This window comes from Dyella japonica (assembly GCF_040545895.1).
In the GTDB taxonomy this organism is placed as follows: Bacteria; Pseudomonadota; Gammaproteobacteria; order Xanthomonadales; family Rhodanobacteraceae; genus Dyella; species Dyella japonica_D.
Map to the genome: position 1 here is coordinate 159,806 of NZ_JBEPMU010000006.1, position 12,668 is coordinate 172,473.

Consider the following 12,668-nt stretch of genomic DNA (forward strand, 5'->3'; position numbering starts at 1 on the left):
CGCCATGGGCCGCGCTTATAGTTTTCTCGACGTCCAGGCCACCATTACGGGCCCGGGCGGTTCGTTCAACCTCGGCAATGGTGCTGGTGCTGCTGAAGAGGGCATCGACATTGAGATGACCGAGGACAAGAACAACATGACGGTGGGTGCCGATGGCACGCCGATGCACAGCCTTCATGCTGGCAAGTCGGGCACCGTCACGGTTCGCTTGCTCAAGACATCGCCGGTCAATGCCCAGTTGCAGGCAATGTACGATCTGCAGAGCACCTCATCCGCGCTGTGGGGCAACAACATCATCACCATCAACAACACGGCCAGTGGCGACAACGACGGCTGCCGTGCGGTGGCCTTCAAGAAGCAGCCGAAAAACACGTACGCCAAAGACGGCGGCACGATGGAATGGGTCTTTGACGCCGGTTACATCGATCAGATCCTGGGTACGTACTGATGGACTTCGAGATCAATGGCCAGCAGTACAGGAGCGGCAAGCTCAATGCCCGACAGCAGTTCCACGTCGCCCGGCGCCTTGCGCCGGTGCTTGGCGGACTGGCTACTGCATCGCAGGGTAAGACCGACGACTTCGCGACTTTTCTCCAGCCCATCGCGGATGCCATCGCCGGCATGTCCGACGCCGATTGTGATTACGTCCTGGACACCTGCCTCGCCATCGTCCAGCGTCAGCAGGGCTCGTCGTGGGCCAACATCTTCGTCAACAAGGCGCAGATGTTCGATGACATCGACATGGGCGTGATGCTCCAGATCGCCTCCAAAGTGATCACGGAGAACCTCGGCAGTTTTTTTCAAGGAAGCGCCGCGTCCCTACTGAATACCCCGACGACGGCGGCGTAGTTTGGGCTTCCTTGCCTGATGGTGAGGATTGGCTCATGAGGCCGGTGACAAAGGGTTATTGCCGCCTGGAAAGCCTGATTGACGGGACGTTAGACCTTGAGGCCATCGCATGGGCTAACGATGCGATCGACGTAGCTGCTGAAAACGCAATCAAAGCGGAAAGGATGAGGCGATGAGCACCGAGGTGATCAGAGAATTCTTGGTCTCCCTCGGCTACAAGGTCGATACGTCCGGTGAGCGCAAGTTCGTCGACGGCATCAAAAATGTATCCAAGGAAGTAGCGGCGCTCGGTTTCGCTGCCGTGGCTACTGCGACTGCCGTGATGGCAGCCGTGTCCAAGATGGCCAATGGTCTGGAAGAGCTGTATTTCACGAGCCAGCGCACTAAGGCATCCGCAGAGAACATCCAAGCCCTCGGTTTCGCCGCCGACAATCTCGGAAGTTCGTCTGACGCGGCACGAGGTTCGATTGAGGCGCTGGCCAAGTTCCTTCGCATTAACCCCGGCGGGGAGAGCCTACTCAAGTCCTGGGGCATCCAGACGCGCGATGCGAATGGCGAGTTGCGCGATACCACCGTTCTTCTGACTGACCTCGGCAAGCTGTTCCGGTCCATGCCCTACGCCCAGGCCTATGCCCGGGCAAACGTTCTTGGCATCGACGAGAAGACGCTACAGGCGCTGATCAAGGGAACCGACGAATTCAGCGACCGGTATCGCGCCATTCTTCGCCGATACGGCCTCGACGTCACGCGTGCCACGGAGCTGTCCCACAACTTTAATATCCGCCTGCGAGAGATGAAGGCGAATTTCGAAGTGCTCGGCACGGTGGTTGGGACGCGCATCATCGGCGTTCTGGACGAGCTTGAGTACCGGTGGAACTCGCTGGACGACTCCACCAAGGAGAACATCAAGACCGTTGCCGAATGGGGTGCGGCCCTACTTGCTGGAACCGCCGTCATCATGGGCGGTCCTGTCGCTTGGATCGGCGCGCTCGCCGCTGCTGTGGCGCTGCTCTGGGATGACTTCAAAGTCTGGAAGGAGGGCGGCAAGAGCCTGATCGACTGGGGCAAATGGAAGCCTGAGATCGACTTGGCAAAGGCGGGCATCGATCTCATCGGCGACGGCCTCAACAATCTGTGGGCCACTGCCAAGTTTGCGTGGCCTCATATCGTGGAAGGCTGGCACGAACTCACCGCGGCCGTGAAAGAGGCCTATGAGTGGGTGATGAAAGTCGTGCATGCGGTCGAAAACAGCAAAGCCGTCCAGTGGGTGCTGGAGAAGACGCAAGGAACTCGCGATGCCGTTGGGGCGGCCTATGCCAAGGGCTACGACTGGCTGAAGAACCAGATCAGTGGTGGCATCACGCCTGATGTCAAGAAGGACGCGTCATCCTTTGGCGCGGCCGCATCGCAGCTGTGGAACCAGATCACGGGGCAGTCCTATGAGCACGGGAAGCCCGATGCCGCTCCGGCGACCGATGGATCACAGCCGCTAGGCCTTCGCCAGAACAATCCAGGAAACCTTCGTACCGGCCCGGGTGGCACCTTTGGGTCCTACGCGACGCCGCAAGATGGCCTCAATGCACTCAGCAACCAGCTGAGCCTGTACTTCACGGGTCAGTCGGCAGCTGCTGGGCACAAGAAGCTTCAAACGGTGCGCGACATCGTGTCGACCTACGCGCCGTCGAACGAGAACAACACCAGTGCTTATATCGCTGATGTCGCCGGGCGCCTGGGCGTAAGCCCCGATGCGCAGTTGAACCTCAACGACGTGGCCACCAAGGCAAAGCTCATGCAGGCCATCACGTTGCACGAGCAGGGGCGCAATCCGTACAGCGATGCCATGTATCAGCAGGCAGCAGGTGCGAATCTGAGCGCCCAGACAACGATCAACGTTTACGGCTCTGGCAATGCCCAAGAAACCGCATCGGCGGTTGGTCGTGAGCAAGACACCGTGAACCAGCGTCTTGTACGCAACTTCCAGACAACGGCGGCGATGTGAGCATCCTTTCTTCGGTTGGCCTGGTCATCGCGGGCGAGGTCGAGGACATCCTTCTGCGCACGTCGCGCGCAATCGGGACCATCATCCCTCAATGCACGATCGAAGAGCGCGCGCGCGATGAACTGGCGATCACCGAGCACCCTATCCAGAACGGCGCCGCGATCACGGACCACGCCTACAAGATTCCATCGACGGTTACTGCGCGATACGGATGGAGCAATAGCGGGGCCATCTTTGACATCGGTGGCGGCGGGATCATCAGCAGCGATCCTCAGGACATCTACGACCAGCTACTGACTTTGCAGGCTTCCCGGCAGCCATTCACCCTCCAGACGGGGAAGCGGCCATACAGCAATATGCTGATTCAGGCGATTGAACAAATCACCGACAAGAACAGCGAGAACATCCTGAGCGTGACGATCACCTTTAAGGAGATCTTCATCGTCAACGTCCAGGAGGTTCAGGTCGACCCGTCCAACCAGGCCAGCCCAGAGCAGACCGCCCCCGTCGTGAACAACGGAACGGTGCAGCCCAAACCCGTGTCGCAGAGCGTTCTTTCGTCGTTTGCTGGATTCCTTGGAAGTGGTTCATGACCATCAACGAAATCCCGACGTCTGGGAAGTCGCAGTCGTTCCAGGTAGTCATCCTCACCGTCACCTACGTTTTCACGTTGATCTGGCGCGATGCCGCTTCTGAATGGGTACTCGACATCGCCGACGTGAACAGCAATCCCATCGTGCAAGGAATTCCCCTGGTCACCGGGTGCGATCTGATTGGGCAGTATGCCTATTTGGGCCTTGGCTTCCAGCTTTGGGTATCCACTGACGGCGATCCTGATGCAGTGCCCACCTATTCCAATCTCGGCACACAGTCTCATCTGTATGTGGTGACGCCGTGACGCAGCAGTACCTTCGTGCTTGCTCACTCATCGTCGGAAACCAAACGCAGGCGTTTGATCTGTCCGACCTGCACATCCGTTTTGAGGTAAAAAATGCCACAGTGCAAACCCTTAAAACGCTGGAAGCACGGGTATTCAACGTCTCCGACGATCTTGCCAAGCTGATCCAGAATGAGTTCACTTCTGTGAAGCTGAGCGCCGGATACCAAGGCAACATCGCGCAAATCTTTACGGGCGAGATCACCATGGTTCGCCGCGGCAAGGAATCGGCGACCGACACGTTCATCGATATCCAGGCTCAGGACGGTGACAAAGCATTCGGCTGGGCCACCTCGAGTTGGACGATCGACAAGGGCTACAGCGCGGACGATATCTACCAACGATGCCTCAAGGATCTTTCTGCATTTGGCGTGACAGCGGGTTACAAGCCTGACTTCACGAATAACCCGGCTCCCGATGCCAAGACGGTGCATGGACAGACGCGTGACGTCCTAAGGACGCTCGCCGATCAACAGAACTGCACCTGGAGTATTGAGGACGGAAAGCTCAACTTCGTCCCTATCAAGGGCTATCTTCCCGGCGCCGTTCCGCAGATCAATGCGGCATCCGGAATGATCGGCACGCCGCAGCAAACCATCGGCGGTTTGGTCGTGAAGATGCTGCTCAACCCAGCGATCAAGGCTGGAAGCAAGATCCAGCTCAACGACAGTGATATCGCGTCACTGACATTGACGAGCAAATATCAGAAAGCTGAGGTCGTTCCCAGTTTCGATGCTGACGGCTTCTACAGGACATTCCAAGTTGTTCATGCGGGCGACACGCGCGGGAATACTTGGTACACCGATTGCGTGTGCGCAGCGGTTGATGGAACGGCACCTCTGACGAGCAATTTCAACGAACAGGTTCCAGAGAATGGATAACCGTCAGCGTTGGAACGACGAAGAGGAAATGCTTCGCGTCGCTATCGAAGGCCTGCTCTCTCAAGTCTGGACATCCCTGCCTGGGTACGTCGTTGCTTACGACGCGAGCACAAATACCGCGACTGTCCAGATTGGTGTGCAAGGTCAGATTGCAGGGCCTGATCAGGCCCCGAAAAGTGTCAATTACCCAGTACTTTCTGGCGTTCCTGTGATTTTTCCGCGTGGCGGTGGGGCAACGCTCACTTTTCCCATTGCACCTGGCGACGAGTGCTGGGTATCGTTTGCTTGCCGCGCGATTGGTGGTTGGAAGCAGTCCGGTGGAATACAGCCGCCAAACGATAGCCGCAGGCATGATTTGTCGGATGCGGTGTGTCATGTCGGACCGATGTCGCAAGCGAAGATGCTCAGCTCGATCAGCACGTCGACTGTGCAGCTTAGGTCGGATGATGGGGTGTCGCATATTGAGCTAGACCCGGTGGGACACATTGTCAACATCGTGGCCCCAGGTGGTATCAATCTGACGGGTCCGGTCAATGTGAATGGCAACACGACGTTCACCGGAACCGTATCGGCGAACGGCAAGCGAATCGACAATACCCACACGCACACGGCGCAGGGCGCCACGGCTATCACCACACCGGTGAACTGATGAAAAAACTGAGCCCCGCAATTTTTGTTGGACTGTTGTTCGTTCTGTGCTCACTCGCGCATGCAGATGGCAAGCACGTCCTTTACACGGATGAGCAGCTCAAGAACATTTGGCGAGGCATCAAGGATCAGTGCGCAGGCCTCGCGAAATCTGAAGCAAAGCCCGATCTCTACGACAAATGCATCACGTATCAGAAGGGCGAATGGAAGGCCTGGTATGACCTGTATGCCGACCCTTCAGTAAGCCAGATGGTATGGGAGCGCTGCGACTACGAAACCGGATTTCGTCAAACGCTGGATTTGCATACCTACAACCAATGTTTGCGATTAGCCAAAGACAGGCCCGACCTGAAGTGATCCCAAACCCGCCGCAAGGCGGGTTTTTCGTTTAGGAGCATCCGTGCGCTATCGAAAGCTCGACGCCAACGGCGACTACGTCTTCGGTCATGGGCAATCAGACTTTTATCGAGACCAACCCGAAGCGGTGGCACAGGCTGTGCAGACGCGTCTTGAGCTGTTTTCTGGGGAGTGGTTCCTCGATACGTCCGCGGGCTTGCCATGGCGGACACAAGTCCTTGGCAAGTACACGCAGAACATCAGGGACTTCGTGATCAAGCAACAGATCGTCAATACGCAGGGCGTCCAATCCCTGGATTCGTATAGCAGCTCTGTCGACCCCAACACGCGACGCTTCAGCGTCTCGGCAAGCATAACCACCATCTATGGACCGGCTACGGTAGAGACGACACTGTGATTACCACGACCGCTCCCATCATTTCGTCGACGGGCATCAGCGCGCCGTCCTACGCCGACGTGCTGGCATATCTGCAAAGTCAGTTTCAGTCCATTTACGGAGCTGACATTTATTTGGACCCAGACAGCCAGGACGGCCAGTTCTTAGGCATTGTGGCCAGCGCCATCAACGACGCCAATGCAGTAGCTATCCAGATCTACCAGAGCATGAGCCCGGCCACATCGCAGGGTGCGGCCTTGTCGAACAATGTGAAGTTGAACGGCATTGCGCGTGCCGTATCGAGCTTCTCCACGGTAGATGTCCTGATCACCGGACAGGCTGGCGTGACGATCACCAATGGCATCGTGCAGGACTCGAACGGTAACCAGTGGGCGCTTCCTCCATCAGTTGTCATCCCGGCCGCCGGCCAGATCACAGTGACAGCCACAAGCTCGGTCATCGGTGCTATCGATGCCCCAGCGGGCTCAGTGACCGTCATCAAGACGCCGACGCTGGGCTGGCAGTCGGTGACCAATCCCTCTGACGCGACACCCGGAGAGCCGGTCGAGTCCGATGCGGATCTTCGTTATCGTCAAACGGTATCCACAGCCATTCCTTCGCTGACCGTTTTGGATGGCATCGTTGGTTCGGTTGCCTCGATCACTGGCGTCGATCGGTTGCGCGCCTACGAGAACGATACCAACGCGACGGACAGCAATGGCATTCCCTCCCACTCGATCTCCATGGTGATTGACGGTGGCGACGCGACTGCTATCGCCAATGCCATCGCCACAAAGAAGACACCAGGGGCCGGAACCTACGGCACGACCTCCGTGTCCGTCACGGACATCTATGGACGACCGATCACCATCAGGTTCTTCCGACCTACCGCTCAACCGATCACTGTGGCCATTTCGCTTAAGGCCCTGGCCGGATACAGCACGACAATCGGCCAGGCGGTGCAGCAGGCTGTCTCCGATTACGTGAACGGCGTGGATATTGGTGGCGGATCGAGTGGTACGGTGGAGTGGGCTGATGCCATCACTGCAGCCAATAGCGTACCGAACAGCAATACGTTCAAGCTGACGGCGCTGACGCTTACAGGTCCGGGGGGCGCTGGCGTTCCAGATGTGCCGCTGGCCTTCAACCAAGTGTCGACCTGCACGCCGTCCGCTGTCACGCTCACGGTGTCCTGATGGCTGACGTCTCCCAGTATGTCGGCCTGATCACGTCAGAACACGCCGACAAGCCTAAGTTCAGCGCAATGGTTGCGGCCGTTGCGCAGTGCTTTGTTGACCAACAGAACGCGCTTGGTGGCTTAATCCCAGCCTTCGATCTGGATCAGGCCGTAGGCGACCAGCTCGATATTATCGGCCTTTGGGTAGGTGTCAGCCGGCGCGTGAATACGCCCCTGACGGGCGTCTACTTCTCCTTCGACATCGCTGGCGTCGGATTCGACCAGGGCGTGTGGCAAGGACCATTCGACCCGTCGACGGGCGTGACGCTGCTGGATGACGGCACATACCGGATTTTGATACGCGCCAAGATTGGCGCCAATCACTGGGATGGAACGCTGGGCACGTCGGCCGCGATTCTCAATCAGATCTTCGACAACGGCACAAACGTTTTCATCCAAGACAACCAGGACATGACCATGACCTTCGGCGTGTCCGGGGTCATTCCGTCAGCTGTGCTGCTTGCGCTTCTTAAGGGCGGCTATATCCCACTTAAACCCGAGGGCGTTCTCGTCAATTCGTACATCGTCACCAGTTCATCCGGTGCGCCCATCTTCGGCTTCGACATGGAAAACCAATACGTGTCGGGCTGGGACGTAGGGGCTTGGGCAACTCAGCTCTAACCTTCTCGACAAGCATTCCAACCAAGCCGCCTTCGGGCGGCTTTCTCGTTTCTGGAGATCACCACACATGGCAAGTAATGACTTTCTCCCGTTCGCCGCGGGGTCGGGAGCGAATGTCCTGTCGCAGGCCGCGTACGCAGCTCTCGCGGCTCTAGGGCCTGGATTTGCTTCGGGCGTTGCTCAGTCAGCCGCGTGCAACAAGGCATGGCGCCAGGGCTCGATCATGGCCGCTGTCGTCGCTCAGCTCATCGTCGATTCGACTGGCCAGAACGCCACCGATGACGGGACGACGACAACGCTGCTTACCAACCTGAAGGCCGCAATTCATGCACAGTCGATTGCGGTCATTGGGCAGGCAAGGAACCTCGCAGTAAATCAGACCGCGGCATCCAGCAGCTTGACGATGACGGCTGACCAGATCGTGGTCGGAACTGGCCTAACGGGGCTGACCTACGTGCTGCCGTCGTTCAACAAGACCGTGAATCTAGCGACCACCGGTGCTGGTGGCATGGATACCGGTAGCGCGCCCGTCAGCGGTTTCGTTGCCCTATACGCGATCTACAACCCGACGACAGGCACATCAGCGCTGCTCGCGGTCAACGCGACGAGTGCGGCAGCCCCAGCCGTCTATGGCGGCGCGAATATGCCATCGGGATACACGGCCAGCGGCCTCGTCAGCGTGTGGCCAACCAATGGCAGCGGACAGTTCGTCATTGGTGCGCAGATCGATCGAGACTTTTTCACTGCTGGAACGAACGCGGTGACGACGACGACCGCGATCCCTCAAGGAACGTTTGCGGCGGTTAACATCGCAACCATCGTTCCGAAAAATGCTCGAAAAATTAATACTGCTATGCAGTGCCAGGGTGGGGCAAGCGCGCAAAACACTCTCGTCAATCTATACATCACATCAACCGGATCGATCCTGGGCGCTCAGGCCGCGGGTAACTCCGGATCTATCGGGCAGCTCAATGTTCAAGTCAACGGCATCGCCCTATTGACGCCGCAGACCTTTTGGTGGAATTGCAATGTCTCTTCCGGCACGTTTACGTCTGCCGGCATCATCATCAATGGCTACTCGATCTAGGAGGGATGATGGACGTCAATGTCCAGTTCGCTGATGCCACGAATTCGGTCGTCATCACGTATTTCGCAAGCCCCCAGGACGCTGGCGCTTACGAGAACCTCGGGACCGTTGCGACTAGCGATCCCCAATGGGCGTCCTTCTACAATTCTTTCGCGCCAAATTCGCAGCGGAATCTTCCTTCGCCTGGATGAAGCGCGATCAGCCTAGTGATTGATGCTCCGATGCTCATGTCTTGCCAGGAAGGCGGCCAGCTGATCAGTCGAATAGGCTCCCACGAGCGACTTGTATTGCCCATGGACGATGTGGAAGTACATGGCGATATAAGCCTCCCGAGCATCGTGAAGGTTTAGATAGGTTCCACGCTCAACGGCGTAGAGCACCGGAAATACCGATCGAAGGTAGTCGAAGAAGTCCGGCACGGACGTCCTCTGGAACGCATTTAGACACCAGTGATTCAATTCGAGGGTGACTGTCGGCCGGTTTTTGCGGAGGGTCTTCTTGCCGCCCTTGATCACGTGAGCTTCGTATCCCTCGACATCGAGCTTGATGAAATCGATGTCGCCCACCTGGTGCCTTCGAGCAAAGCGGTCTAGGGTCTCGATCTCGATCGTTTCCGTAACGTGACCTTCGTTGGTCGTCGTCCCCATGGACACAAACCCGCCTGATCGGTTTTGCTCGTTGAAGGTGATCTGGCTTCGGTGATGCTTGGCGCCCAGCCCGAGATTGTGGATGCTGATGTTGGGCACGGAAGAGGTATTCTTCGCGAGAAAACTGAAGGTCGATGTCGACGGTTCAAACGCGTGAACGCGCTTGGACATGTCTGCAAAGAGGAGCGCCGTACAACCGACGTTGGCGCCGACGTCAAGGACGGTTCGGGGCTGCGGCGCGAGCACACGAAACAGAGCGACCGTTTGGGGTTCAAACACCCGTCCAACCTGCGACAGGTACTGATCGTCTGAATCAAGGACGTGGTCCTTGCCGCCGATGTCGACTACAAAATCCATTTGTTACTCCGAGTACCGCACGTCAGGTCGTAACATTCTACAGGGGTCCACGCGATTCGCATGACCTGAGACGCCGCCGGCGTAGGCTGGCGGCATGCTCATATGGGTCTGCCCGCCACCTGGCAATCATGACGTTCTGCTGGCGCAGAGCGCGAATGGGCACGTCACCTTGGCGACGCTCCGTAAAGTGGACGGCGGCTGGGTGTTCACGTTTGAGCGGGGCGCGCGCGACCCTGGTCCGCACGGTCCGGGCTCGCTGCCCTGGGCGAAGAGGCAGGTAACCGGTTTCCTGCGGTCCAGGATGCATCGGCTCGTCTTGCCGCAGGAGCGCGGTAGCTACGCGCTTCCCAACGGGCAACCCGTTGGGCATCTCCAGGGGAATGACGCCGTAGCTGCGGAGCCATCCCATCAGGACTTGCCATGGGTGGGCAAGCGTAAAGTCCGCCAACGCCGCCGCTACTGATCGACTCTTTCGAGATGCAGCGGGCGCGCCGCTTGGCGCGGCCTTGACATCGGGCATGTAACCTTGGGGCCATGGCCAAGACCCGCGAACAACTTCAGCAGCTCCTCGCCGCGCTCGATCGGGCGATTCCCGATCTGGTCAAGGACACCCGAGAGGACGAGCCCGACCCGTCGGGTGAAGTGTCGGGCGACTTCTGGGCCGCCTTCGCGGGTGAGTCGGACGTGATTCTGGACGATGCATCGGCCGAAGACTACGAGTGGGTCAACCAGCAAATCGACGCATTGCTGGCAAAACACAACATCCCGCTCCCGCCCCAGTCGCCGTGACCGGCCGCGTCCAGGTAGGCACAGCCAGCTGGACGGACAAGACCCTAATCTCGTCCAAGCGCTTCTATCCTAGAGGCTGCAGCAGCGCCGAAGACCGCCTCCGCTATTACGCCTCCCAATTCCCAATGGTTGAGGTCGACTCCAGCTATTACGCGATGCCCTCGATGCGCAACTCGATGCTGTGGGCCGAGCGAACCCCGAAGGGCTTCACCTTCAACGTGAAGGCTTTCCGCCTCCTCACCGGCCATCAGACCGAAGCCAAGTCGCTGCCGCCGGCAATCGCAAAGGAAGTGCAGGGCCACTTCGTTTCCAACCGGCACATCTACTACTCGGACATGCCCGGCGAGCTGGTCGACGAGATGTGGCGTCAATTCAAGGGGGCGCTGCAGCCGCTGCGAGACGCCGGCAAGCTGGGTGCCGTTCACTTCCAGTTTCCACCTTGGGTCGTGCCGACCCAGGCGTGGTATGCCCACATCAACGAATGCGCCGATCGCATGGCCGGGTGGGACATCTCCACCGAGTTCCGCCAGGAGCGCTGGTTCGACGGCGAGCACCGAGCGGCCACCCTGGATTTCGAGCGCCAACTGGTTGCTGCACACGTCATCGTGGACATGCCGCAGGGGTTCAAGAACAGCCTCCCCCAGATATGGGAGGTGACGACCCCACACCGCGCCATCGTTCGGCTGCACGGCCGGAATCGCGCAACCTGGAACGTGAAGGGCGCGACGGCAGCGAGCGACCGCTTCAACTACGACTATTCCGACCAGGAATTGGGTGAGCTGGCCAGTCAGATCCAGCTCCTGCGGCGTCAGGCTGAGCTGGTCCAGGTCGTCTTCAACAACAACTTCGAAGACCAGGGGCAGCGCAATGCCAGCACCCTGCAGGGCATGCTCCTTTAGGCGGAGCGGGCCGCGGCGTACCATGCCGCCATGAGCAACGACAAATCCATCGACAGCCCCACCGCCGAAGGACGGCGCCGCTACCCCAGTTTCACCGACCGCGAGGTCGAGCCGCCCGTGAGCTATCCGGCCGGCTACAACACTGCGTTCGAGCCACCCGTGCCGTGCACCTGCACACCAGCATGCAAGTCGCGCTGTGCGGGCGAGTGTGGGTGCGAAGCCTGCAAGCTGATGTTTGCGGAGTACGCGGACATGATGGGCTGGTACGGGCCGGAGCCATTCGTGGCCACCGAGGAACACCTTCAGCAGTACCGCGAGGATCTCGGGCCGTCGGGGAAATAGGTAACGCCCGTTCGATTCCGCTGGCTGTCCTGGGCCACGCTCGACCACGCCTCCCTGCAGATTTTTTGGGGACTGCACAGAAATTCCCCAGAATTGCCAGCAAACGGCGCGGTTGAGCCATTCCCGTCTCGTATCGGGGGCACCATTGCGCACATGCACAAAGGCCGGCAGCGATGCCGGCCTTTGCGTTTCGGGGGCGGGGTAGCGATCTCCCGGTTGTGCCAGGCGGCGCTCTGTCCGAAAGGTGGTTGAGTAGCGCCATGGCGGCGCCGGGCAGGCTTCAGTCAGTCGACTCGCAGGCGTTGTCGCCGGTGCCTGCCCTGAAAACATGGCGGATGCGAGCGCACAGCTGCTTGATGTCTTGTGCTGACGTGATGTTGCCGGCGCCGTTGTCGAGCAAGCGGACATCGGCACCTGAAAGTTCGCGAAGTTCGGTCTGCGACAGTGCCAACAGACTGCAGGCCGATTGCAGCAGATCCTTCAGCAATGCGTCCTGATGAAGTTGTCGGTGACTGCGCGAGAGTTCTTCGAGCCCTTGCTCCAAGTCCTCCACCCAGGCCAGCACGATGCGTTCTGTCGAAAAAGCCATCACCACACTCATGCAGCAGCTCAAGTCGGTATGCACACTCCCTATGCGGGTGG

Annotated in this window: 18 protein-coding genes; 16 read left to right on the plus strand and 2 right to left on the minus strand. The window is 58.9% G+C overall.

The features are described 5' to 3' along the window. Nucleotides 1–4: 4 nt before the first annotated feature. The 13 genes from ABIC75_RS18965 (at nucleotide 5) to ABIC75_RS19020 (ending at nucleotide 8,992) form a co-directional block, all read left to right on the plus strand. Entirely contained in the window at nucleotides 5–448 is a 444-nt protein-coding gene (locus tag ABIC75_RS18965) for a DUF3277 family protein (RefSeq protein WP_354015464.1), read from the plus strand. Next, nucleotides 448–849 (plus strand): phage tail assembly chaperone, encoded by a 402-nt coding sequence (locus ABIC75_RS18970; RefSeq protein ID WP_354015465.1) that lies wholly within the window; start codon nucleotides 448–450, stop codon nucleotides 847–849. Before ABIC75_RS18965 ends, ABIC75_RS18970 begins: the two co-directional genes overlap by 1 nt. Nucleotides 850–884: 35 nt before the next feature. Then, nucleotides 885–1,025 (plus strand): DUF6889 family protein, encoded by a 141-nt coding sequence (locus tag ABIC75_RS23105; RefSeq protein WP_436407945.1) that lies wholly within the window; start codon nucleotides 885–887, stop codon nucleotides 1,023–1,025. After that, a complete protein-coding gene (locus tag ABIC75_RS18975) occupies nucleotides 1,022–2,848 on the plus strand; it encodes a hypothetical protein (RefSeq protein WP_354015466.1) in 1,827 nt (608 codons plus the stop codon). The genes ABIC75_RS23105 and ABIC75_RS18975 overlap by 4 nt, the downstream gene beginning before the upstream one ends. Beyond that, a complete protein-coding gene (locus ABIC75_RS18980; RefSeq protein ID WP_354015467.1) occupies nucleotides 2,845–3,441 on the plus strand; it encodes a phage baseplate protein in 597 nt (198 codons plus the stop codon). Before ABIC75_RS18975 ends, ABIC75_RS18980 begins: the two co-directional genes overlap by 4 nt. Continuing rightward, nucleotides 3,438–3,746, plus strand: a complete 309-nt coding sequence (locus ABIC75_RS18985; RefSeq protein WP_354015468.1) for a phage baseplate plug family protein — start codon at nucleotides 3,438–3,440, stop codon at nucleotides 3,744–3,746. Before ABIC75_RS18980 ends, ABIC75_RS18985 begins: the two co-directional genes overlap by 4 nt. Beyond that, on the plus strand, nucleotides 3,743–4,666 hold the full coding sequence (locus ABIC75_RS18990) for a phage protein (RefSeq protein ID WP_354015469.1): 924 nt from the start codon (nucleotides 3,743–3,745) through the stop codon (nucleotides 4,664–4,666). Before ABIC75_RS18985 ends, ABIC75_RS18990 begins: the two co-directional genes overlap by 4 nt. Continuing rightward, the gene (locus tag ABIC75_RS18995; protein ID WP_354015470.1) at nucleotides 4,659–5,315 is read left to right on the plus strand and encodes a Gp138 family membrane-puncturing spike protein; all 657 of its coding nucleotides are present in this window, start codon (nucleotides 4,659–4,661) and stop codon (nucleotides 5,313–5,315) included. The genes ABIC75_RS18990 and ABIC75_RS18995 overlap by 8 nt, the downstream gene beginning before the upstream one ends. Then, nucleotides 5,315–5,671 carry a hypothetical protein gene (locus ABIC75_RS19000; RefSeq protein ID WP_354015471.1) on the plus strand — a complete coding sequence of 119 codons (357 nt, stop codon included), beginning with the start codon at nucleotides 5,315–5,317 and terminating at the stop codon, nucleotides 5,669–5,671. The genes ABIC75_RS18995 and ABIC75_RS19000 overlap by 1 nt, the downstream gene beginning before the upstream one ends. A 43-nt stretch (nucleotides 5,672–5,714) precedes the next feature. Next, entirely contained in the window at nucleotides 5,715–6,068 is a 354-nt protein-coding gene (locus ABIC75_RS19005; protein ID WP_354015472.1) for a hypothetical protein, read from the plus strand. Next, nucleotides 6,065–7,243: a baseplate J/gp47 family protein gene (locus tag ABIC75_RS19010; RefSeq protein ID WP_354015473.1), complete on the plus strand. Its 1,179-nt coding sequence runs from the start codon at nucleotides 6,065–6,067 to the stop codon at nucleotides 7,241–7,243. The genes ABIC75_RS19005 and ABIC75_RS19010 overlap by 4 nt, the downstream gene beginning before the upstream one ends. Continuing rightward, entirely contained in the window at nucleotides 7,243–7,905 is a 663-nt protein-coding gene (locus ABIC75_RS19015; RefSeq protein WP_354015474.1) for a DUF2612 domain-containing protein, read from the plus strand. The genes ABIC75_RS19010 and ABIC75_RS19015 overlap by 1 nt, the downstream gene beginning before the upstream one ends. 67 nt (nucleotides 7,906–7,972) lie before the next feature. Further along, nucleotides 7,973–8,992: a hypothetical protein gene (locus ABIC75_RS19020; protein WP_354015475.1), complete on the plus strand. Its 1,020-nt coding sequence runs from the start codon at nucleotides 7,973–7,975 to the stop codon at nucleotides 8,990–8,992. A 203-nt stretch (nucleotides 8,993–9,195) separates the two neighbouring features. Here ABIC75_RS19020 and ABIC75_RS19025 read toward each other — a convergent pair whose 3' ends face one another. Then, nucleotides 9,196–9,996, minus strand: coding sequence for an FkbM family methyltransferase (locus ABIC75_RS19025; RefSeq protein WP_354015476.1), 801 nt, complete (start codon nucleotides 9,994–9,996; stop codon nucleotides 9,196–9,198). 534 nt (nucleotides 9,997–10,530) lie between these two features. Here ABIC75_RS19025 and ABIC75_RS19030 point away from each other — a divergent pair. Genes ABIC75_RS19030 through ABIC75_RS19040 form a run of 3 tightly spaced genes read left to right on the plus strand, consistent with a single transcriptional unit; the run spans nucleotide 10,531 to nucleotide 12,026 of the window. Then, a complete protein-coding gene (locus ABIC75_RS19030; RefSeq protein WP_354015477.1) occupies nucleotides 10,531–10,785 on the plus strand; it encodes a hypothetical protein in 255 nt (84 codons plus the stop codon). Then, a complete protein-coding gene (locus tag ABIC75_RS19035) occupies nucleotides 10,782–11,684 on the plus strand; it encodes a DUF72 domain-containing protein (protein WP_354015478.1) in 903 nt (300 codons plus the stop codon). Before ABIC75_RS19030 ends, ABIC75_RS19035 begins: the two co-directional genes overlap by 4 nt. A 30-nt stretch (nucleotides 11,685–11,714) precedes the next feature. Continuing rightward, nucleotides 11,715–12,026 carry a hypothetical protein gene (locus tag ABIC75_RS19040; protein ID WP_354015479.1) on the plus strand — a complete coding sequence of 104 codons (312 nt, stop codon included), beginning with the start codon at nucleotides 11,715–11,717 and terminating at the stop codon, nucleotides 12,024–12,026. A gap of 280 nt (nucleotides 12,027–12,306) precedes the next feature. On the opposite strand, the gene ABIC75_RS19045 is transcribed toward ABIC75_RS19040, so the two are convergent. After that, nucleotides 12,307–12,627: a hypothetical protein gene (locus tag ABIC75_RS19045; RefSeq protein ID WP_354015480.1), complete on the minus strand. Its 321-nt coding sequence runs from the start codon at nucleotides 12,625–12,627 to the stop codon at nucleotides 12,307–12,309. Nucleotides 12,628–12,668 lie beyond the last annotated feature (41 nt).

Excerpts from the sequence above, each read along its gene's own strand:
- ABIC75_RS18965 (WP_354015464.1), top strand. The coding sequence starts at position 5 with ATGGGCCGCGCTTATAGTTTTCTCGACGTCCAGGCCACCATTACGGGC.
- ABIC75_RS19015 (WP_354015474.1), top strand. The coding sequence starts at position 7,243 with ATGGCTGACGTCTCCCAGTATGTCGGCCTGATCACGTCAGAACACGCC.
- ABIC75_RS18975 (WP_354015466.1), top strand. The coding sequence starts at position 1,022 with ATGAGCACCGAGGTGATCAGAGAATTCTTGGTCTCCCTCGGCTACAAG.
- ABIC75_RS18970 (WP_354015465.1), top strand. The coding sequence starts at position 448 with ATGGACTTCGAGATCAATGGCCAGCAGTACAGGAGCGGCAAGCTCAAT.
- ABIC75_RS19020 (WP_354015475.1), top strand. The coding sequence starts at position 7,973 with ATGGCAAGTAATGACTTTCTCCCGTTCGCCGCGGGGTCGGGAGCGAAT.
- ABIC75_RS19000 (WP_354015471.1), top strand. The coding sequence starts at position 5,315 with ATGAAAAAACTGAGCCCCGCAATTTTTGTTGGACTGTTGTTCGTTCTG.
- ABIC75_RS19025 (WP_354015476.1), bottom strand. The coding sequence starts at position 9,996 with ATGGATTTTGTAGTCGACATCGGCGGCAAGGACCACGTCCTTGATTCA.
- ABIC75_RS19040 (WP_354015479.1), top strand. The coding sequence starts at position 11,715 with ATGAGCAACGACAAATCCATCGACAGCCCCACCGCCGAAGGACGGCGC.
- ABIC75_RS18985 (WP_354015468.1), top strand. The coding sequence starts at position 3,438 with ATGACCATCAACGAAATCCCGACGTCTGGGAAGTCGCAGTCGTTCCAG.
- ABIC75_RS19030 (WP_354015477.1), top strand. The coding sequence starts at position 10,531 with ATGGCCAAGACCCGCGAACAACTTCAGCAGCTCCTCGCCGCGCTCGAT.
- ABIC75_RS19045 (WP_354015480.1), bottom strand. The coding sequence starts at position 12,627 with ATGAGTGTGGTGATGGCTTTTTCGACAGAACGCATCGTGCTGGCCTGG.
- ABIC75_RS23105 (WP_436407945.1), top strand. The coding sequence starts at position 885 with ATGAGGCCGGTGACAAAGGGTTATTGCCGCCTGGAAAGCCTGATTGAC.
- ABIC75_RS18995 (WP_354015470.1), top strand. The coding sequence starts at position 4,659 with ATGGATAACCGTCAGCGTTGGAACGACGAAGAGGAAATGCTTCGCGTC.